The following is a 20664-nucleotide window of genomic DNA, read 5'->3' as shown; positions in this document are numbered from 1 at the left end:
TGCCAAATCGATCAACAAGAAACGAAGATATTTAATCCCATATTTGAGGTCTATCAATATCCATCGTTCTCATATAATCTAACAACTGACCTGTATGAACAGATTCATGATAAGCAATGCGCAATAGCATATCTCCAAGTGTTCTAACATATCCTACATCAGATCGGTCTATTTCAATATTTTCAAAATCACTAGGATTGATTGTCTTTATGTAACTAATAAATTGCTCGCGATATGGTTGAGCATATGCCAATTCATCTTCTACTGTTGTAAATTGTTTTGTATCAAAAGGATTAGATAAATTGGTTAATGCTCCACTACCTTTTCCTTTGAGAATTTGGTGATAAAGAAACTCACCTTCTAATATATGTCTAATCATCTCCGCACAAGTCATTGCATTTTTGTCAGGCTTCCAATCCAGCATATTGCTCGGAATTGCTCTCCATACTTTTTTACTCCTACGTCTAATTTCTTCAAAATTTAGTATTATTAAATCATTCTGATTCACTTTCCATCTCCTCCAAATTCCTTTCATCAATGACCATCTATTTTCAACCCTTGCACCTTTTAATTGAAGAATTCTCTTATTAATACCAGTCCTTCCTTAGTAGAGAATACGAATAATGGTCATAGTATTTGCCTCTAAATAAATGTTTGTCTCGGTAAATGCCCTCATTTTTAAATCCTAAGCTTTCTAATGTATTTGTAGATTTTTTATTCCCCAAAGCTACATATGCATTTATTCTATTTAGTTTCATATTGGTAAATCCACTCTCTATTGCTTCCACCAATGCCTCTTTCATATATCCATAACCCCAAAATTCATACCATAAATCATACCCTATTTCCGCTATATTATTGGTTCTATCCCATAAATCAAAACCACAGGTTCCAATCTGTTCATTGCTATCTTTCTCCTCTATAACCCATCTATTATGCCCTTTTTCTTCAGGATTTGTGTTCCACTCTATAAATTCAAACGCTTCTTCTTTTCTCGTAAATATTTCTTCATCATATAGAAATTCACATATTTTTTCGTTACTGAAAAGCTTAAATATAAACTCTGCATCTTCTTCGTTAACATTTCTTAATTTTAATCTGCTAGTCTCTAATTCAGGGAAAAACCTTTGCTCGCTCATCATAAACACCCTTTACATCGATTTACTATCTTTTACTTAACCTGCTCGTTACTTTAAGTGCATATAACAAATACTCATACTAAAATTATACCAACAGAAATTCAATTTCCTTTCAGTTGTTCTATTAGATTACTTCATTCATTTAATATAAACGATTAGTGAAACGGATTCATTATCTCTGAAAAAATTCATCATAAATAAACCGACCACAATCAATAGAAGAAAGAAAAGAACAGCAAACCTATTCTCATAAAAATCCCCCTATTTTCGCTACTTTTATTTTACCATTTTTTACTTAAACTGCCATAGTGAATGCAAATAGTAAGTTTTATTCGGTATACCGATTTTCATTATTTAATAGTCGAATTATCTTCTTTAAAAAATACACATACTTCAACTTTTGGATAGTGTCACAAAAAGTTACCACTTGAAAAATAACCAAATTGCTAGTAAACTATTCAAAGTGTTTACTAATAAATGAATATAACCTGTATAACCTCAGAATATGGCTTGAGGGTCTCTACCAGGAACCATAAAATCCTGATTACAGAAAATGAATGACTCGTTTTCTGTAATCAGGATTTTTTTATTTCCTAAAAATATTTTTACTAGAAAGGACGTAAAACAGAATATGAATGTAAAAGTTTTTATACTAGCCTTATCCACTGTAGCAGTTGGACTAGTTGAATTAATTATTGGTGGTATCCTTCCAACTATTGCAGATGATTTAAATATCTCTTTAAGTTCAGCAGGGCAACTTATCACTATTTTCGCACTTATTTATGCCGTATCCTGTCCTGTGCTATTAGTCTTAACTAGCAAAATGGAGCGTAAGAAATTATATCTCCTATCTCTATCTGTTTTCTTCATTGGTAATATCATGACCTATTTCAGTCCGAATTTCACCTTTATGATGATTGCCAGAGTGATAACTGCCATGAGTACAGCACTTATTGTGGTACTATCCTTAACGATAGCTGCCAAGGTTGTTGCACCAGAACACCGCGCAAAGGCTCTGGGTCTGATTTATATGGGGATTAGCTCATCACTTGTTATGGGAGTACCACTAGGAATTTTGATTTCTGATAAATTTGGCTGGCGTGTTATTTTTCTTGGAATAGCTATTTTATCTATCGGTTCCTTTGTACTGATTTCGATCTTTTTGGAGCGATTATCTGGAGAAAACACCGTTCCACTTTCGCAGCAATTAAAAGCAGTATGTAGCTTTAAAATAGGTAGCGCACACCTTGCGACGATGTTTATGCTAGCAGGACATTACACACTTTATGCGTACTTTACTCCATTTTTAGAAACGGAACTTCAGCTAAATTCTAGTTGGATCAGTATCTGTTATCTATTATTTGGCATTGCAGCAGTAAGTGGCGGAGCATTCGGAGGGACTCTTTCCGATACGATTGGTGCTCAAAAAAGTATTATTGTCGTTATTGTTTCTTTTGCTATCGTGTTATTCATTTTACCATTCACTACTTTTTCGCTTATTGTATTTATACCAATTATGATGATGTGGGCAGCGTTAAGCTGGAGTCTAGCTCCTCCACAACAAAGCTATTTGATTCAAACAGATCCAGCTACATCGGATATTCAACAAAGCTTTAATAATTCAGCGTTGCAAGTTGGTATTTCGATTGGCTCAGGTTTTGGTGGTATTGTGTTAAGTCAAACTGGGACTGTAGCTCATACGTCTTGGTTTGGTGGAGTTCTTATTATCGTATCGTTAGGGTGTGCGGTTTTTTCTTTGACGAGGAAAACGACTGCAAGAGAAAATAATAGTGCGACCATAGCTTTTCAAAAACAAATACGTGATTAACCAATAGTAGAAGAATACAAGAACAGAGTTCCCCTTGGAATAAGGGATATTCACTAGAACTCTGTTATCTCAAAGAACTTCTTTTTATGACTTACATCGGGTGCATTTATACTTCAGTAATGCACCCGATTTTTGATAAGTACTTAACTATTCTCGAAAAACCTTCGTTATCTAGTTGGCAATGGTGCTCGCTGTGAAATAAATCCTTTGTCCACTAATTCACTCCAAAAAGATTGTGGGATATCTTTATTCATCATCTCTACATCTTCTGCACTGTGTTCTGGACGTGTTGAACCTGGAATAACAGCTTTTACTGCTGGATGAGCAGTTGAGAATTGTAATGCTGCTGCTTTCAAGCTTACATTATGATATTCTGCAATTACTTTTAACTGCTTTACTTTATTTACTATATCAGCATCAGCTTTAGCATAATCAAAATGATCTCCTCCAAGTAACACACCAGAATTAAATGGACCTCCTACAATGATATCTACACCTTTTTCCTCAGCTTTTGGCAGCATGCGCTCTAAGGCATGCTCATGCTGTAAAAGCGTGTATTGAGTGGCAGATAAGCAGACATCCGGTTGAGCTTCTTCCAAATCCATCACTAGTTCAATAGGTTCTGTGGTATTGACACCAAGTCCCCATGATTTGATCACCCCTTCTTCACGAAGCCGACTTAAGACACGAAAGGCTCCTTTTCTAGCCTCGTCAAACTTTGTAATCCATTCATCTCCATGAAAATCAGGGGAAACATCATGAACGAAGACCATATCCAAGCGGTCTGTTTTTAACCTGTCTAAACTTTGTTCAATAGATTTCATGGTAGCTTCCTCTGTATAATCTGTTATTACTTTATTTTGATGGCCATCTTCAAATATGCCCTCTTTTTCTTCTTTTTCGTCCTTCATATAACGCCCGACCTTCGTCCCTATTAAATACTCGTCTCGATCATACTTTGCTAACGCTTTGCCTAGACGCATTTCCGCTAAACCTGCTCCATAAAAAGGTGCAGTATCAAAATAGCGAATCCCTTGATCCCAGGCGGTTTGTATCGTTTTTTGTGCTTCCTCTTCGGGAACGTCTCTGAACATATTCCCTAATGGCGCGGTTCCAAGACCTACTTTATGTTGAAGTGCTTGCTCTAACGATTTCAACTAAACTCCTCCTTATCATGAAGTATATATTTCATTTTCCACTTATACTCGGCACTAAACATGAAGACTTGGATATTTAAATGTTAAAACGTTTTAGGAGGAATACTCGTTTTAAGTGGTAACCTTACTAACTTCTAGATAAGTTGGAACACTTTATTCTATGTATATTGAAAGGAAACCCACGATCGTTGGAGGAAAAAATGCAGAATGGTGCTTCAAGGAGGTAGTGTGAATTTTATAAAGCACTCCAAAATAAGTGTAAAACGTTAAGGTTCAGAAACCGCGAAAGAGCTACCAAGTATGCTTAGAAGAGGCAGAATCAAAAGGTTGTACATACCATGAGTTTATTGATCATGTTCTAGGATCAAGGACTACTTCAACTCTCTACTTAACCAGTATTTGTGATACAGTTCACTTTGCTTTTATGGTAAAGCATTAATTACTAATGAGTACAGTTGGTATCCCATATAAACAGCCATACCCCATATAATAAGTGCAGAGACCTGATTCATAAATTTCAAGAACCTTCCATTTTTATCAAACTGACCAATCTTTCTGCCAAAGATCGCCAAGGAAAAGAACCAGATCCAAGAAATCATTATACAAGCCACGGTAAACACCCATTTTTCATATCCTGTATAAGTCAATGAACTAGTTCCTATCACTCCAATAGTATCCATAATAGCATGAGGGTTAAATAATGAGACACTAGCAGCAAAAGTTACCTGACGACGTGGAGAAAAATGATTTTGCTTTTGATGATTGTTTATTTCAGGTTCGTTTTTCCACATACCCCATCCCATATAGGCTAAGAAAAAGACTCCAACTAAAAATAACAAAATCTTGACCCATTCAAAACCAAAAACAATAATGGATACCCCTGCAACAGCCAAATAAATGAGTATGGTATCACAAATCCCTGCTGTAATAATCGCAGGTAAAGCGTTGACGAATTTGTTGTGTGTTGCTCCTTGATTAAATACAAATACATTTTGAACTCCTAAAGGTAAGATTAATCCAAATGCCAGAATTATTCCATGCAATAATGGTTCCACGATGTTCCCCCTCTTCTTATCTAGAATAGCGAAGGATCACCAATATGTCTCCAACCAATTGGATGGAAATCTACCCAACCATTTTGTTATAATTTCAAAAAAAGATTGGAGGTATCCGATGTCTGATGTAGCGTGGAAGCCACAAAAAAATTCATCCATTCCTTTACATCAACAAATATCTGATTTTATGAAAAACAAAATAATGAACGGTGAATGGACAATAGGTACTAAAATACCATCACAACGAGATTTAGCAAAACTTTTCCAAGTAAACCGCAGTACAATTATAACTGCACTTGAGGAACTGGTTGCCGATGGACTAATTGAATCTAAGGTTGGGAACGGTACTAGAGTGATTAACAACACATGGAGCCTACTCGCTTCAACACCTCCTGCTGATTGGATTAGTTATGTAAAATCCGGTATTCATAAACCAAATATAACAATCATCCAAAAAATTAATAAAGCTGAGGCAGATCCTAATATCATTAGACTGGGAACAGGAGAACTTTCACCAGACTTGTTACCCAACAGCAGAATGGAGCAACTGCTACAAATAGATAATGAAAAGTCTTTATCGCTTGGTTACATGGAGCCGAAAGGAAGTCTTTCTTTACGTAAAACGGTTAGTACATATTTAAAAACAAAGGGAATTAACGCATCTCCCGAATCAATTTTAATCGTTTCTGGAGGACTTCAAGCCCTGCAATTGATTTCAATTGGATTATTAAAAAGAGGTTCAACAATACTTCATGAAACACCATCCTATTTAAACTCCGTTCACGTTTTCCAATCGGCTGGAATGAATTTAATGGGGATTCCACTTGATAAAGAAGGAATTAAAAGTGATTCAATTGGACGTATGAAGCGACAGCATAACGCAACTTTGCTCTATACGATCCCTTCTTTCCACAATCCTACAGGCACATTAATGTCCGAAAAAAGGCGGCTCAAATTAATAGAGGCTTGTCAAAGGGAATCTATACCTATCATCGAGGATGATGTTTATGGTGATTTATGGTTTGAGACTCCATCACCAAATCCTTGGAAGGCCAATGACGCACAAGGAAATGTACTGTATATAGGAAGCATGTCTAAAACATTGAGCCCAGGTTTACGAATCGGTTGGATTGTGGGGCCTGAACCTGTCATGGATCGTTTAGCAGATATCAAAATGCAAATAGATTACGGGTCAAGTTCCTTATCACAATACGTTGTAGACAAGTGGCTTTGTAGTGGGATGTATGAGGATTACTTGAAGGAAACCAAAGAAGAGTTATTATTCAGAAGGGATTTCACTATTCAAATGTTAAAGAAATATTTTTCTGAAATAGCAACATGGAGCACCCCAAAAGGTGGCTTTTATATCTGGCTTCAATTATTAACAGGTGTTTCCACCCGAAAACTATTTGATGTAGCCTTGCGAGAAGGAATTTTATTAAATCCAGGAAGTGTATATGATAATAATGATGATCAGCACCTTCGTATTTCCTATTCATATGCTTCAATAGAACAATTAGAAAAAGGGCTAATTTATTTAGCACAACTTATTAAAAATCTTTCTATCAATTGAATCTCTTCATGGAGGATACCGTAATAATGTAGTACGGTATCCTTATTTTTATAAAAGACTATATAATAACTTCTTATTTAGGTAAGCATAACATTTTATCTAATTGCAGTTAGCAATACCCATCACTATCCTACTTTCAGCTGCGAATCTTCATAATTACTTGCTCTTTTATGGTTAATAAGTTGCGATACAAACCAAGCAAGTACAACCAACCAAATAACCATTCCTAAAACCAAAGAAATACCATAGTCTAGGTTAAAGCCTTCTGGTGCATAGAAGAAATACGTGCTTACTACCGCTGTCATGAACAAAGCTGGAATACTACAGATCCAATGAAACTTGTTGTTTTTCACTAAGTACATGGCTGCCGTCCATAACATCACCGCAGCAATAATCTGATTCGATCCACCAACATAGCGCCAGAGGAAGCTATAATCAATTGTCGTTAAATAGAGCGTTGTTCCAGTCACTATTAAGATAAGGACAGCTAGTTTCCCTTTCCCATTAAAGTCTTTCCTCGTCAGTTGTGTCAATAATTCCGCAAGCATCATTCTGGAGGAACGTAATGCCGTATCACCTGTGGTAATTGGGAGAACAACAATACCTAAAATAGCGATGAATCCTCCAAAGGCACCTAACGTTGTAATACTGATTTCATTAACAACCCCAGCAGGACCTCCTGCATCCAAAGCTGTTTGCAATGCACCCGTACTACCAAAAAAGGTCATCCCTGCTGCTGCCCAAATCATCGCAATAACGCCTTCCCCAATCATTGCGCCATAGAAAACTTTTCTACCTTCATTTTCTTTTTTTAATGTTCGAGCTAAGATTGGACTTTGTGTACTATGAAATCCAGAAATTGCTCCACAGGATATAGTTACCATTAATAATGGCCAAATCGGCATTTCCCCAGGGTGTAAATTATTTAATGTTAAATTGGGAATTGGATGATCAAAAAAGAAGAACATTCCAATACCGATTGATACAGCCATAAAAATTAAGATAGCTCCAAATATAGGATAGACTCTTCCGATTATTTTATTAATTGGTAGAATCGCAGCAAGTATAAGATAAGCAAAAATAATCACCAACCAAGTCGTAGTGTTAAGTGGCGTTATTTGCGTTAGTAACTGAGCAGGTGCTGCCGTAAATGCTGCTGCCACTAAAACCATTAATATGATTGACACAATCGTTGTAATGAATTTCATTTTACCGCCCAAATATTTACCAACAAGTGTCGGAAATTGAGCTCCATTATGTCTAAGTGATATCATTCCGGAAAAGTAATCATGTACCGCTCCAGCAAATATACAACCAATAACAATCCATATAAATGCGACCGGACCATATAATGCGCCCATTATTGCACCAAATATCGGGCCGGTTCCAGCGATATTTAATAGTTGAATTAAACTCGCTTTCCACCAACTCATCGGCATATAATCAAGGCCATCGTTATTGGTATAAGCAGGCGTTGAATCCCGGTCATTAATGCCAAAAATTCGTTCGACCACCTTCCCGTAAACAATGTAGCCAACAATTAACAATACAATAGATGCTATAAACGTAACCACCGCTGAAACCTCCTTTTTTTGAAAAGTACATATTATGATAATATAATGTGGGAGGAAAAAGCAATGGTGTTTTTGAAATTTTCTGATATTTTCTGCTTTTTTTTAATAGGTAACTTCACATTTTGTTCTAAGGTATAATTTGTAAGATATTTCGATCCGGGTCTATAACATGAAATACGGAATCTACTTCTTCTTACCTGAAAGTTTTGCGACTCTAATAGCATTGGCATTGATTCTCGTATTGCTTTTGAGAGTTCTATAATAATCGTGATGAGGGGTAACCATCTCCATATTTATATTACTATTTTTGTTATTTCTTTTTAGCCCTTAACCTGGATGCTATTTCATTTGAAGTTTATCCAAATACATCTTTTAAGGTAACTAGCATAGCCTGTTTCAAAAACTTTACTTTGTTTGGCAGTCGATACGCTACAGAAGTCACGTAAGCACCGCCACCGAACACCAAAAAAGCCATTTAAAATTAAACAGTTGGCAAGTTCCTCAATATCTGGATCTAAAATTTTACGATCATTCCTTTTATCCGATAAACCATAACCAGGTCTGTCAGTAGCTATTACACGGGATTTGTAACGTTACGATATTTGTTTTTTGCGGATAATAATTAACCATAAGAAACCCCTTAATGTGTTAATGGATTGATGAATGATAGACAAAATTAACTCATAAGTGCTCAGATATGATATGTTATTTTGGACGGTTTTAACCTTTGCCAATTGGATTATAATAAAGTGAGACTTCAATCAGTGGGAGTTTTAACTCCCACTGATTGTTAGCGAAACTTATCAGGAAGTTAGCGTCCGTTTATCCCCACTTAGTTTCCTCGTTTTCACTCAAACCTTGAAGGGGGGTTTACGGACGTTTGCACCTTGATAAAGGTACGTCTTTACTGGATCTCATGCAAAGAGGAAAGGATATACAATATATGTTTAACATCATAGGTTATCGCACACTAAAAACTGCTATAGGAGCGGCACTTGCCATATTTATAGCAGAGCAGCTACAGCTTGATTTTTATGTATCAGCAGGTATTACTGCGATACTTTGTATATCGGTGACAAGAAAAGACTCTCTAATGGCTTCGTGGCAGAGAATCATTGCGTGTGTCATTGGATTAGCTTTAGCGACAGTCATGTTTGAACTTTTCGGATATCACGCTATCGTGCTCTGTGTTTTATTGCTTTTATTCATTCCAATAGTTGTGTATTTTAATGCAAAAAAAGGCATTGTGACAAGCACTGTGTTCATGCTCCATCTCTACACACTTGGACAAGTTACGCTCGGTATTCTGCTCAATGAAATCTTACTACTATTAATTGGGGTCGGAGCAGCATTGCTAATGAATACCTATATGCCAAGCAATGAAAAACAAATGCGGAACACTCAAGAAGAACTCGAGCAATGTTTTGAAAAAATCTGGTATGAATATGCGCGTTATTTACGGGGAAATATCACAAATTGGAGCGGGGAGGAACTCATAACTGCTTCCAAGAAAATTGATGATGGGCTTGCAAATGCGTTAAGAGCGAGCGATAACCAATTATTTCGTCATGATGACTACTTTTATCATTATTTTAAAATGAGAGAAAAACAGCTTGAAATTTTGAAACGTATGCTACCATTGATATCAACGCTTGATCACACAGTCGTGCAAAGTCAAAAAATAGCTGAATTTATGGAGGAGTTGAGTAATGCCATTCATCCGGGTAATACCGCCATCCTTTATTTAAAGCAGTTGCATGAATTGACAGAAGCACTTCGCGAAATGGAGCTTCCACGTTCCCGAAAAGAGTTTGAAGTACGATCTGCATTATTTCATTTATTGTACGAAATGAAAATCTATTTAACCATTAAGAAAAAATTTAAACCCTATCCGAAACGAAATTAACGATTATAAATACTTCAGAAAATATTTTTAACCTCTATCACTAAGCGTTAGTAGTGGTTGATATCATTAAGAGCATCTTTTAAAAACTACAGGTCGGAGGTGCGATCCTCGGCGACGTGATCCAGTTTAAAAGCCACCTCCCATAATCATAATGGTGGCTTTTATTTCACCTTATCGTTGGTGTAGATGACCTCTCTGACAATGATACTCTCGGAAACATTTTATTTGAACAGAGCATGGATAGTGCCATTGAGGGACGGTAAACAGCTGACTATTTGGCGGAAAATAAAGGGATTATAACCACACACTTTCAATATCCGCTCCCGAAAAAAAGTTAGCCGCTTACCTTCAGCAAATTTCAACTCTATTTATAGTATGGCTCTCCACCCTTCATTAGATGTAAACTCCTAGTAGGAGAAAACTAGAAGTTCATTTTCTCTATATCCTTCCGGTTCCCAGCCATGTGTACTTCTTTTATTAATGATCTCACAATGTTTTTTCGCTCGAGATAGGCTCCAATTCGCTCACAACCCCCTCTAATCCGCTCGCATCTGACCCTAATTCGCTCACAAAAAAAGACAAGAAACCCTACCGCAGTTTCTCGTCCTTTATTTAACTAATCCCCTCATTCCAACTCAACGCACGCCACGCCACGCAAACAACCAACTAGCAATCCCGACCAACATCACCGCCCACAAAAGCTGAACCCCTAGGCCCAACCACTCATCCAAATAAATTCCCACTGAAGCTACGTTATAAATATTCATCGCAACAAGCGTAGGTAAATACTTTGCTAACTGAAAAACTTGTAACAACATTTGGCTTAGTCCCAAAATAAGCGGGAGCATGATCGCAATCGGTGTGATCAGCGATTTGGTGATAATCGATAATGCTGAGGTAATCCAAGCTAATAGGATCCAACTAAGTATGGCAAGAGAGACACTTTCAAGTAACCGTAATCCGAAAGAATTTGTCCATTCCAAGTCATGTTGCAAGAATGAAACAATTAAACCAAGCAGACTCGAAACGATTCCTGTAAGAACTATAATCACAGTAATGTTCACGAATTTCGTAAATAATAATTTTATTCTGTGTGGTTGGGTAAGAAGGGTTGTTCGTAAGACAGATTGTGAATATTCTTGTCCGAAATAACTTGCGCTGGCAACAATCACTCCTAGTTGGCCTAAATATAGGGATTGCAAGATCAGAGAAAGCATTTCCTCCTCTCCCCCTGTTATCGGTGTGTTGGATGTCAATAAGAAAAGTACGGGAACGAGATTCGCTCCAATGATCCCTAACATGCACCAGCCAAAGGAAAAGAATTTCGTTTTCTCACCACGGAGGACAGCGTACATTAATACTCCCCCCTACATCGCTACGAACAAAAGTGAAATAAGATGTTCCTAAAGCTACCATCACCCAGATCAGCAGGATCATTCCGCCCTTTAGTGGGTCATGTTCAAACAGGTCTGTTGGTGTGGCAAAGAGAAGATTACCAGCTGCCACTGGGAGATACTCCGCCCATTCCCATCTTTGGGCTAAATATTTTCCGAGATTGTAAACTTGTGGAACTAAAAAAACTAAAGGTACGAGCGCATTTCTAAAGAGCATGCCGATACCAAAAGAAAGTATTGTTAATAAAATCCAATTGAGCGCTGCAAAGAAAATATACTGCCAGGCTATCGTACTGAGATATAATGGATGTAATCCCTCTTCTCCCAAGCCAACATGCGTAATCGAAATCGTAGCCCAAATGGTTATCAATGATAGGAGCGTCGTACACACTAATAGCGCGATTACTTTCGCACCAAAAACCTGGATGCGACTACTTTGACAGAGTAATGTCGTACGTAATTCATGATGTTTAAATTCACTTGCCCCGATGATTCCTCCAAAGACAACAATCGGTAATAACCCAAATAATACGGATTCCATTCCAATATAATCGAGAGGTGGTAACGCTTCTGCTAATCCCGGATGCGTTTCTGGTGTCGCGTCTAACCCCACCTGAGCATAACTTTTGGCTACGATATATGCTAGAATAGGTTGGACAACAACAACTAACGCACAAATGACCCACCACACTCTACTTGAAGTAATCTTAATTAATTCAAATCGCACGATTCTAGAGAAAGTTTTCATCTATTGTCTCACCTTCTTCTGTAAGTGAAAAGAACACGTCTTCCAATGATTCCAGATTCTTCATCACCTGATGAAGCTCACCCGTTGCGATGATTTTTCCATGATCAATAATCACGACATCATCTGCTACAGCTTCCACTTCCGAAAGAAGATGGGACGACAGCAAAACGGTCCTTCCCAAGTCCGCTTGCTGACGAATAAACTTTCGAAACCAGCGAATTCCTGTTGGATCCAGTCCATTCGTTGGTTCATCAAGGACGAGATATTGTGGGTTACCCAACAGTGCCGCTGCCAGCCCAAGCCGCTGCCCCTCACCCAAGGATAACGTTCCGAGCCTCGCGTTACCTTTATCCGGTAACCCGACGATTTTCAATACTTCTGCTACACGACTATTAGGAATGCCGTTACTTTGTGCGATAATTTTTAGATGGGTTTTTACCTTTCTCGAAAGACTGCCACCTATCCCGTCAAATGCTGCTCCAACCACTTTCAATGGTGTATCAAATGTTACATATTTTCTTCCGCCAAAAGTTGCCGTGCCTGTTGAACGATCCAGTCCTAACAAAATACGAAGTGTTGAACTTTTTCCTGCACCATTTGGCCCGAGAAAAGCTGTGATTCTCCCTTGTTTCGCTCCAAAGGACACATCTTTTAAAATTTCTTTGTTTCCGTGTCGCTTGTTTACATGTGAGATAACAATGTTGTTTGGCTGATTCGTCACTATATAAATCTCCTCCTAAATAAGTTTAGATTAGGTAACCAATTATTAAAACCTTTAAACATCTATACTTAGATTACCTTATCCAAAAACTGCTCTTTAGCTAATTCTCGATATAATGGCATTTTATCTAGAAACTGATTATGGTAAATAGAAATTAATATTTCTATTTACATTAATAATAACGTGAATTTTTGGAAACTTTTCCCTTATGTAATAATACGTAAGTTAGATGTAACAATTGACTTATTATAATTGTTCTAGTCTAATAAGTAGGGTAAGGGATTTTTTATACTAAACATTAATTCTTGGTAGCTATTTTCGAGGAAAAGTGCAGGATATGCTTCATAGTAGAAATTACCTTTTGTTTTTAAGAGGTTTTATTTAATTACAATGCTAGTGTGTCTTCATGCAGAAATAATCACCTTTGAGCAACTCCATGACTGCTATACAAATTTTTTAGTAAAAGACACTCATTTACGATGGTCTAAAGGAGTGAAACAATGGTAATAAAAGTTGCTATTTGCGATGATGTTCCTATAATCGTAAAAGAAATTGAAGAGTTATTGTTAGAATATGACTCCTCCTTATTTGAAATGGATATATTCTATAATCCTCTTCGATTAATTGAATCACTAGAGGAAGATACATATGATATATTTATTTTAGATATGGAGTTTCCCAATCTATTAGGTTTAGAGATTGCCGAGACTATTAGGGGAAATAACTATACTTCTCCGATTATCTTTATTACAAGTTTCAAAGAATATATGGAAAAAGCTTTTAAAGTGAACACGTTTGATTATATTTTAAAGCCAATAACAAAAAGTAAATTACATGCTGCCTTGAATCGCGCAATCAAATATTTAGATTTAAATGAATCGAAATTTACGTTTACGTTTAACAAAGTTTTTTACAGCCTTCCTTTAAGTGACATTATTTACTTTGAAAAAAATAAACGCAAAGTATTTATTCATACACCTTCTGATACATATGAAACGATTTTTCACACCAAAGCCCTTTTATCCAAAGTGAATGATAACTTTGTACAGGTTCACACCTCGTTTGTTGTTAATGTTAGATATATAAAACAAGTTAGAAATAATACCGTTACGATGAAAGTAAACGATAAACAAACAGTTGACATACCAATAAGCCGGAAATTTAAAGATCATGCGAAGAAACAAATTTTGATGAAGTTACGAGACTTCATCTATTGAATGGATATGAGTGGCTAGAGGGAAAGATATGGCTTTCATACTAATTATCATACTAATGTTTGTAGTTATTTTGATCATTACCCTTCTTCAAAAATTTAAATGGAAGCTACCTATCCATGTTTTTTTCGTCATGGTCATATTTTCTATACCATTGATTTCGGTATTTCTGTTAAGTACTGCTGTCGTGTCGGAAATTCATGTAGTGAATAACCCAAATTTTATTTTTATATGTATAGCTGCATTTATTATTTATATGAATCTTTGCATCCTATATCTTTATATAACCCTTGGAAATTATTATAAACAACTTGAAAAAACGACAACACAAAAGAAAGTATTGGAAGCCGAATTGAAATACCTCCAACAACTGAAGGATTCACAATCTAAACTCTATTCCATGAAGCACGACCTAAAAAATCAATATGTTGTTCTACTCGGGATGTTAAGTCAACACGATATTACTGGAGCAAAATCATATCTTCAAGATTCCATCCAGAAAATCGACGACAGTAATTATTTTTTTACAAATAACTTTGTCTTAAATTATTTTCTGAATGAAAAAGTATCGACTGCTAAAAGCAATGGAGTAACGTTAAGCGTTCAATCTTTCCTCCCAGAAGAGCTTCATTTGGATACGGACATTTTGGCAGTGGTACTAGGAAATTTAATCGATAATTCGTTAGAGGCGGTCTTACGTTTGTCTCATTTTAAAGAAAAAGAGATTTCACTCCTCATCAAACAATTTGATCATAACCTGCTTATTGAAATTTCAAATGTATTTGATAGGGAGGAGATTCATACGCGAAAGCATCGACAAACCGAGGGAATCGGAATAAAAAATGTGAAAAAAATCGTTGAAGAGCATGGTGGAATTTATAATCAATGGTTCGAAGATAATCGGTATGTTGTGAGTATACTTTTGTTGGATGTGTATGGGGAAGAGGATTAGGAAGGGGTGGGGGAACTTCAATAACGAAGGGTGCGAATCCTTGGAAGATATGCACCCTTTCATTTTTATATGTTACATATTAAATATCTCGCTATAGTAATTACGAAGCTCAACTGAGTTATCATTCCACGTTATTGGTTCCTCATTTAACTTGGGCAAGTACATCCGATCATTTTTCGTTCATATTGGCTGCATTCCATTCCATTTTTCGGAGCGCTCGTTCCTTACCTAGCCAATTTTTCTCCTGCTTCTTTCTACGATGTTGATCGATGAAAAGGTTCGTTGCAATTGTTATAAACCATGAGAAAAACTTGGATTCACCATTATACAGTTGGATTTTTTCAATACACTTCATCATCGTCTCTTGTATTAAATCTTCTGCGTTTTGTGGATGAAGGATAACTTTCATTAAATACCTTACGAGGATTAATTAGTTTTTATTTAAAACTTAAAATAAAACCCGTATAGAATCAAGTTTATTAAACTCGATTCTATACGGGTTTATCTCAACATCTTAAAATAACCTCATTTACTTATGATACGGTTCCCCCTTCATAATCCTAAACCCCCGATAAACCTGCTCCAACAGAACCAACCGCATCAACTGATGAGGAAATGTCATCTTAGAAAAGGACAGAGCATAATCACTTCGATCACTAACTTCCTTACTCAACCCCAACGATCCTCCGATAACAAAAACAATTTTACTCTTGCCATGAATCATTAATTGTTCTATTTTTTCGGCAAATTTCTCGGATGTTGGCATTTGTCCCATTATTTCCAGGGAAATAACGTATGCGTCTGGGGAAATTTTCGACAGGATTCGTTCGCCCTCTTTTCGTTTCACTTCCTCTTGTTCCGCTTCACTCATATTCTCTGGTGCTTTCTCATCTGGCACTTCAATTATTTCCATATGAGCATAAGCGCCTAATCTTTTCATATACTCTTGTATACCCTGTTTTAAATATTTCTCTTTTAACTTTCCTACCGCTACAATCGAAATCTTCATGTGTGTCATCCTTCCGAAAACTATCATTATTACTATTTTACCAAATCCATGAACTGGATACGAGTTGTTCATAATTGATTTACGCATCGTTTTACCTTACCATTAAATAAGGGGATGATTACATATTTTGTCTCTATCCTTATTAATTGGAGGCGATTTCGTGGAAAAAATCATATTTATTGAAACAGGAACTGGAATAGATGTACATGGACAAAATGTGACCAAAGCCTGTCTTCGTGCTGTGGAAAATGCCATTCACTACAATTCCATGCCAGGTATTGCCGAATACCTACCAGAAAACAACCTGCACAACATGAAAGTTAATGTTAGACTAGCCGTTCCCATCGACAAAGAAAAAGTAGATGTGGAGCTAGTCAAACAAGAAATACCATATGGAACAGTGACAGTCGAAGTGATTGATGGTGGTATGGCGACAACATCTGGTATTGTTCTCGAAGAAAAAGAAGACAAGAACGATCTGATGTATATTGTCAATGCAGCTGTAGAAGTAGGCTATTAAAAATAATAGGGAGGAATGTGTATGACGTTTATTGCGAGTCCCAAACGTTACCATGAAATACCGTATAACCGTTGTGGCAACTCAGGTATCAAGCTCCCGGCCATTTCCTTTGGCCTTTGGAACAACTTTGGAGGCGAGGATACGTTAGAGAATCAGCGCCGAATGCTAATGAAAGCTTTTGATTTAGGGATTACTCACTTTGACCTTGCCAATAATTATGGTCCACCTCCAGGGGCAGCAGAGAAAAACTTTGGACGTATTTTAAAAGAAGACTTCTCCAGCTATCGGGATGAGATGATTATCTCAACAAAAGCAGGATTCAGGATGTGGGATGGTCCATATGGCGACTGGGGCTCTCGAAAGTATTTAATCTCGAGTCTTGATCAAAGCTTACAGCGCATGAACCTCGACTATGTGGACATATTCTATCACCACCGTCCAGATCCAGAGACACCCCTTGAAGAAACAATGGCCGCTCTAGATCAAACAGTCCGACAAGGAAAAGCACTGTACGTCGGCATTTCCAACTATAACGCAGAACAAACAAAACAAGCAATTGACATTTTAAAAGCACAAGGTACACCTTTTATCATTCATCAAGCCGCTTATTCTATGCTTGATCGTACGATAGAAAATGGCTTAACGGATGTACTGGATGAACACGGAATTGGCTGTATTGCATATGTACCATTAGCTCAAGGGCTATTGACAGACAAATACTTAAGTGGTATTCCAAAGGATTCCCGAGCAGCAAAAGAATTTATTCCTTTCTTAAATGAACGCGATGTGTCTTCTGACAAACTACAGAAGATCAAAGCATTAAATACAATCGCACGAGACCGCGGGCAAACCTTAGCACAAATGGCACTCGTCTGGGTATTACAAGAAAAATCAGTTGTATCTGCATTAATTGGTGCAAGCCGAGTTAGTCAAATTGAAGAAAATATCAAAGCATTAAATAATACTACTTTTACACAAGAAGAACTGGATGCAATTAATGAGATTTTAAATTAAGCGTAAACTCGAGTGCTAGCACTCGAGTTTTCTAGTTAAGTATGCACTTCATACTTTATGTAGTTTTTATTTGTGTCTCAAAGTATTCCTTTTGCAGAAGTCCCATATGAATGTCATGCCAATCGCCATTTCTAAATAGGCTTTGTCTACTTTTTCCCTCTTCTTGAAAACCAATCCGATTGTATAATCGAATAGCTCTATCATTAAATGAAAATACTTTGAGCGAAACACGATGAAGATTCATTTCGTAAAAGGCGAAATCAATCAGTAACTTTAATCCCTCTGAACCATAACCTTGACCCCAATATTCTTTTTCACCAATGTCTATAATACATTCAGCGTTTCGATTCTTATAATCCATGTTAATCAATGATACAATGCCAATTGGTATTTCATTGTCTTTATCCATTATGATGTAGCTTTTAGAATGAGGAGAATTTAAAATAACAGTATCTACAAATTCTTTCGTTGCCTCTATCGAATATACATCCAAAGAGGGATTTGTGGATTGCATTACTTCTATATCATTTCTCCATCTGTGATAAAGTTCTGTATCTTCCTCCGTCATCTTCCTTAATCTTACCCTTGATGATTCAAACAACATTACGATCACTCCTTATTTTACGTTGTTACTGATTCGGTCCTATCCTTGAAACACATAAGGAACGGATTGATTTAGCAAAGATTTAACACCATTTTTATGATCAAACTGATCGCAACATCCCCATCCCAACAAGCTTATATTTCGTTAAATCCCTTATGGGGCTAACTTGCCTCTTTGCAAGCTTTTATTTAATTATTAACACAAATATCCAATACTGAATAGAAATATGAAGGATCCTCAATAAACATACTCTACGTTTTAATACAGAATTGGATTATTTTTTTATAAATCTGCAGTATGGAATTGATTCACTATTGGAAATTTCTTAGGCGAAGCATTAACGGATGTTGTAGTTATCAAAAAGTCTCCCCCGATATGCTACATATAGTTATAAATTACCATCCCACCCATCTGTAAGCCTAGATGAAACGAATTATTTCCAAAAATTTCATTATAAATAGTTGGTTTTACATATCATTATTCTTATAATGAAAATGCGTAAGCTTCGATGAGGAGGCAGTGTCTATTGAAGATGATTAAAAAAATTATTATAGTTACGTCTATTTTATGTGTATTGATTTTAGGAGGGTGTTCTAGAGATATGGACGGCGCTAAAAAAAACGCAGACCAGTCGGAAGAGAATAATGTGGAAGATGTTTATGTACCAGTCCAAGAATATACTGGAGAAGGATATAAGTTGGACAATGGCGAAGTGACAGGACGCATTGCTAATGAGAATAGAGCAGTAGTGGAAAAAGCAGTAAAAAGATTCTTTAAAGAAGAATATAAAACAGAGGTTACCGTACATCATATCGCTGGGAATGTAGATGGTGCAACGGTGTTTGTAGAATCAATAGGTAAACCGCATTTTTATACCTACGCAATTATTCCGATTGATGTTAAAAACGAAGAAATTCTAGAAGACAACGTTTGGTCTCAAGAATGGCAAATAGAAGATGCGATTATTGCTGGAATCTATGGTCTTATACTTGAAGAAGAATTTAATAATTTAACTAACCTTATTTCGGAAATCACTGAAAAACACAATTTAGTTGGAATAAATTCTGAAGCAATCCCAATAGGTGCGAATCGATTTAGTAATGATTTTTATTTCGTCTCTATACGAGATGAGAGCCCCTTTATACCAATTATAGAAAGTTATTTAGAAAATCCCAATAGATCTGAAGAAGAGTGGAGTGAAATGATTAATATTAATGATGTTAATCCAGAATCTATTAGAATATCAGTTAATCTTTACATGGAAGATGCAAATGCTAAACCAAATGAAAAAACAATAGAAATGCTTAAAACTTCTATAGAAGAAACTGATAATCTGCCAAAAGGAATGTATGGATTATCCATTCATGATAATAACATAAATAAAAGAAAAGCAGTAGGTAGTAATAAGAATTCAATAAGAATTGATAATTTAATAAAAGATTAAAAATGTGAAGAAATTATATGTGGTCAGAATGGATTCAACTAAAGATAGTATCTCTAATATTACTGATAATACATATGCGCAAGCTTCAATAAGGAGACTGAAAATGTTACAAGTTGGAAGAATTAGTTTAGTAGTCATCATGATGGTCAGCGTTGTTATTTTAAGCGGGTGTGGCGAATTGCTAAAAGAAATTTACAATTATGAATCGTCACATATAGATAATGGGGTAAACGGAAAAGATCCCGAGGTGTTAATGCCTGTACAAGAATACACAGGTGAAGAGTACACGTTAAGAAACGGAAAAGAAACAGATAAAATAGCAAATGCCAATCGAAAAGTCATCGAAAAAGCTGTGAAGCGTTTTTTTGATGAAGAATATAACACAGAAGTCATCGTACATAACATAGTTGGGAATCAAGATGGTGCTACCGTATTTGTGGAATCAGTAGGAGAACCACACTTTTATACCTATGCGATTATTCCAATTAATAAACAAAATGAAGAAATGCTAGTCGATCATGTCTGGTCACAAGAAGGACAAATAGAAAATGCCATTATGGCTGGAATATATGGAATGGTGATGGAAAAAGAGTTTCAACATTTAACAGACTTAATTGAAGAAGTGAATCAAGAATATAACTTAACAGGACTAAATAAAGAAGCTATACCTGTTGGAGCAAATAGATTTAGTAATGAGTATTATTTTGTAACGATTTGGGATGATAAAGATTTCGAGGGAGCTTATCGGGAGTACTTAAAAAATTCCAATCGTTCAGGTAAGGAATGGGAAGAAACGATCCAACTTAATAAAA

General features: G+C 36.3%; 20 protein-coding genes and 1 riboswitch. Of the genes, 9 read left to right on the top strand and 11 right to left on the bottom strand.

Features of this window, described 5'->3' with window-relative positions; translation table 11 throughout:
- Nucleotides 1-31: 31 nt before the first annotated feature.
- Nucleotides 32-508 carry a DinB family protein gene (locus D569_RS0121170; protein ID WP_018934443.1) on the bottom strand — a complete coding sequence of 159 codons (477 nt, stop codon included), beginning with the start codon at nucleotides 506-508 and terminating at the stop codon, nucleotides 32-34.
- 79 nt (nucleotides 509-587) lie between these two features.
- The gene (locus D569_RS0121165) at nucleotides 588-1142 is read right to left on the bottom strand and encodes a GNAT family N-acetyltransferase (protein WP_245548534.1); all 555 of its coding nucleotides are present in this window, start codon (nucleotides 1140-1142) and stop codon (nucleotides 588-590) included.
- A gap of 465 nt (nucleotides 1143-1607) precedes the next feature.
- Nucleotides 1608-1706: riboswitch (purine riboswitch) on the top strand.
- Nucleotides 1707-1770: 64 nt separating this feature from the next.
- Here D569_RS0121165 and D569_RS0121160 point away from each other — a divergent pair.
- Entirely contained in the window at nucleotides 1771-2967 is a 1197-nt protein-coding gene (locus D569_RS0121160) for an MFS transporter (protein ID WP_018934441.1), read from the top strand.
- A 167-nt stretch (nucleotides 2968-3134) separates the two neighbouring features.
- On the opposite strand, the gene D569_RS0121155 is transcribed toward D569_RS0121160, so the two are convergent.
- Both D569_RS0121155 and D569_RS0121150 read right to left on the bottom strand, forming a co-directional pair.
- The gene (locus D569_RS0121155) at nucleotides 3135-4124 is read right to left on the bottom strand and encodes an aldo/keto reductase (RefSeq protein WP_018934440.1); all 990 of its coding nucleotides are present in this window, start codon (nucleotides 4122-4124) and stop codon (nucleotides 3135-3137) included.
- Between the two features lie 422 nt (nucleotides 4125-4546).
- The gene (locus D569_RS0121150) at nucleotides 4547-5179 is read right to left on the bottom strand and encodes a LysE/ArgO family amino acid transporter (protein ID WP_018934439.1); all 633 of its coding nucleotides are present in this window, start codon (nucleotides 5177-5179) and stop codon (nucleotides 4547-4549) included.
- Nucleotides 5180-5297: 118 nt separating this feature from the next.
- Between D569_RS0121150 and D569_RS0121145 the strand changes: the two genes are divergently transcribed.
- Nucleotides 5298-6752, top strand: coding sequence for an aminotransferase-like domain-containing protein (locus tag D569_RS0121145; RefSeq protein WP_018934438.1), 1455 nt, complete (start codon nucleotides 5298-5300; stop codon nucleotides 6750-6752).
- 125 nt (nucleotides 6753-6877) lie between these two features.
- Here the strand turns inward: D569_RS0121145 and D569_RS0121140 are convergent, their stop codons facing one another.
- Entirely contained in the window at nucleotides 6878-8326 is a 1449-nt protein-coding gene (locus tag D569_RS0121140) for a carbon starvation CstA family protein (RefSeq protein ID WP_018934437.1), read from the bottom strand.
- Nucleotides 8327-9269: 943 nt separating this feature from the next.
- On the opposite strand from D569_RS0121140, the gene D569_RS0121135 reads away from it, so the two are divergent.
- Nucleotides 9270-10232, top strand: coding sequence for an aromatic acid exporter family protein (locus D569_RS0121135; RefSeq protein WP_026287424.1), 963 nt, complete (start codon nucleotides 9270-9272; stop codon nucleotides 10230-10232).
- Nucleotides 10233-10867: 635 nt separating this feature from the next.
- Here the strand turns inward: D569_RS0121135 and D569_RS0121130 are convergent.
- Genes D569_RS0121130 through D569_RS0121120 form a run of 3 tightly spaced genes read right to left on the bottom strand, consistent with a single transcriptional unit; the run spans nucleotide 10868 to nucleotide 13095 of the window.
- Nucleotides 10868-11587 carry an ABC transporter permease gene (locus tag D569_RS0121130; RefSeq protein WP_018934435.1) on the bottom strand — a complete coding sequence of 240 codons (720 nt, stop codon included), beginning with the start codon at nucleotides 11585-11587 and terminating at the stop codon, nucleotides 10868-10870.
- On the bottom strand, nucleotides 11565-12374 hold the full coding sequence (locus tag D569_RS0121125) for an ABC transporter permease (RefSeq protein ID WP_018934434.1): 810 nt from the start codon (nucleotides 12372-12374) through the stop codon (nucleotides 11565-11567). Before D569_RS0121125 ends, D569_RS0121130 begins: the two co-directional genes overlap by 23 nt.
- The gene (locus D569_RS0121120; protein WP_018934433.1) at nucleotides 12358-13095 is read right to left on the bottom strand and encodes an ABC transporter ATP-binding protein; all 738 of its coding nucleotides are present in this window, start codon (nucleotides 13093-13095) and stop codon (nucleotides 12358-12360) included. The genes D569_RS0121125 and D569_RS0121120 overlap by 17 nt, the downstream gene beginning before the upstream one ends.
- Before the next feature lie 500 nt (nucleotides 13096-13595).
- On the opposite strand from D569_RS0121120, the gene D569_RS0121115 reads away from it, so the two are divergent.
- Nucleotides 13596-14312, top strand: a complete 717-nt coding sequence (locus tag D569_RS0121115) for a LytR/AlgR family response regulator transcription factor (RefSeq protein WP_018934432.1) — start codon at nucleotides 13596-13598, stop codon at nucleotides 14310-14312.
- A gap of 28 nt (nucleotides 14313-14340) precedes the next feature.
- Nucleotides 14341-15261, top strand: a complete 921-nt coding sequence (locus tag D569_RS0121110; protein WP_018934431.1) for a sensor histidine kinase — start codon at nucleotides 14341-14343, stop codon at nucleotides 15259-15261.
- 169 nt (nucleotides 15262-15430) lie between these two features.
- On the opposite strand, the gene D569_RS23510 is transcribed toward D569_RS0121110, so the two are convergent.
- A complete protein-coding gene (locus D569_RS23510) occupies nucleotides 15431-15688 on the bottom strand; it encodes a sigma-70 family RNA polymerase sigma factor (RefSeq protein ID WP_281169082.1) in 258 nt (85 codons plus the stop codon).
- Between the two features lie 102 nt (nucleotides 15689-15790).
- On the bottom strand, nucleotides 15791-16270 hold the full coding sequence (gene rlmH, locus D569_RS0121100) for a 23S rRNA (pseudouridine(1915)-N(3))-methyltransferase RlmH (RefSeq protein WP_018934429.1): 480 nt from the start codon (nucleotides 16268-16270) through the stop codon (nucleotides 15791-15793).
- Nucleotides 16271-16430: 160 nt separating this feature from the next.
- Here rlmH and D569_RS0121095 point away from each other — a divergent pair, with 160 nt between their 5' ends.
- Together D569_RS0121095 and mgrA are read left to right on the top strand one after the other, a co-directional pair.
- A complete protein-coding gene (locus D569_RS0121095; RefSeq protein ID WP_018934428.1) occupies nucleotides 16431-16790 on the top strand; it encodes a Lin0512 family protein in 360 nt (119 codons plus the stop codon).
- Between the two features lie 21 nt (nucleotides 16791-16811).
- Nucleotides 16812-17804, top strand: coding sequence for an L-glyceraldehyde 3-phosphate reductase (gene mgrA, locus D569_RS0121090; RefSeq protein WP_018934427.1), 993 nt, complete (start codon nucleotides 16812-16814; stop codon nucleotides 17802-17804).
- Nucleotides 17805-17859: 55 nt separating this feature from the next.
- On the opposite strand, the gene D569_RS0121085 is transcribed toward mgrA, so the two are convergent.
- The gene (locus tag D569_RS0121085) at nucleotides 17860-18408 is read right to left on the bottom strand and encodes a GNAT family N-acetyltransferase (RefSeq protein ID WP_018934426.1); all 549 of its coding nucleotides are present in this window, start codon (nucleotides 18406-18408) and stop codon (nucleotides 17860-17862) included.
- Nucleotides 18409-18940: 532 nt separating this feature from the next.
- Between D569_RS0121085 and D569_RS0121080 the strand changes: the two genes are divergently transcribed.
- The gene (locus D569_RS0121080) at nucleotides 18941-19852 is read left to right on the top strand and encodes a DUF1672 family protein (protein WP_026287422.1); all 912 of its coding nucleotides are present in this window, start codon (nucleotides 18941-18943) and stop codon (nucleotides 19850-19852) included.
- A gap of 103 nt (nucleotides 19853-19955) precedes the next feature.
- Nucleotides 19956-20664, top strand: a 709-nt coding sequence (locus D569_RS23255) for a DUF1672 family protein (protein WP_018934424.1), incomplete at its 3' end; no start/stop codon positions are given.

This window comes from Gracilibacillus lacisalsi DSM 19029 (assembly GCF_000377765.1).
GTDB lineage: Bacteria > Bacillota > Bacilli > Bacillales > Amphibacillaceae > Gracilibacillus > Gracilibacillus lacisalsi.
This window is presented reverse-complemented; position numbering and strand designations above follow the sequence as displayed.

Coding starts and splice junctions, on each gene's coding strand:
- D569_RS0121125 (WP_018934434.1), bottom strand. CDS start 12,374: ATGAAAACTTTCTCTAGAATCGTGCGATTTGAATTAATTAAGATTACT.
- D569_RS0121130 (WP_018934435.1), bottom strand. CDS start 11,587: ATGTACGCTGTCCTCCGTGGTGAGAAAACGAAATTCTTTTCCTTTGGC.
- D569_RS0121080 (WP_026287422.1), top strand. CDS start 18,941: ATGATTAAAAAAATTATTATAGTTACGTCTATTTTATGTGTATTGATT.
- D569_RS0121110 (WP_018934431.1), top strand. CDS start 14,341: ATGGCTTTCATACTAATTATCATACTAATGTTTGTAGTTATTTTGATC.
- D569_RS0121160 (WP_018934441.1), top strand. CDS start 1,771: ATGAATGTAAAAGTTTTTATACTAGCCTTATCCACTGTAGCAGTTGGA.
- D569_RS0121145 (WP_018934438.1), top strand. CDS start 5,298: ATGTCTGATGTAGCGTGGAAGCCACAAAAAAATTCATCCATTCCTTTA.
- D569_RS0121165 (WP_245548534.1), bottom strand. CDS start 1,142: ATGATGAGCGAGCAAAGGTTTTTCCCTGAATTAGAGACTAGCAGATTA.
- D569_RS0121085 (WP_018934426.1), bottom strand. CDS start 18,408: ATGTTGTTTGAATCATCAAGGGTAAGATTAAGGAAGATGACGGAGGAA.
- mgrA (WP_018934427.1), top strand. CDS start 16,812: ATGACGTTTATTGCGAGTCCCAAACGTTACCATGAAATACCGTATAAC.
- rlmH (WP_018934429.1), bottom strand. CDS start 16,270: ATGAAGATTTCGATTGTAGCGGTAGGAAAGTTAAAAGAGAAATATTTA.
- D569_RS0121115 (WP_018934432.1), top strand. CDS start 13,596: ATGGTAATAAAAGTTGCTATTTGCGATGATGTTCCTATAATCGTAAAA.
- D569_RS0121135 (WP_026287424.1), top strand. CDS start 9,270: ATGTTTAACATCATAGGTTATCGCACACTAAAAACTGCTATAGGAGCG.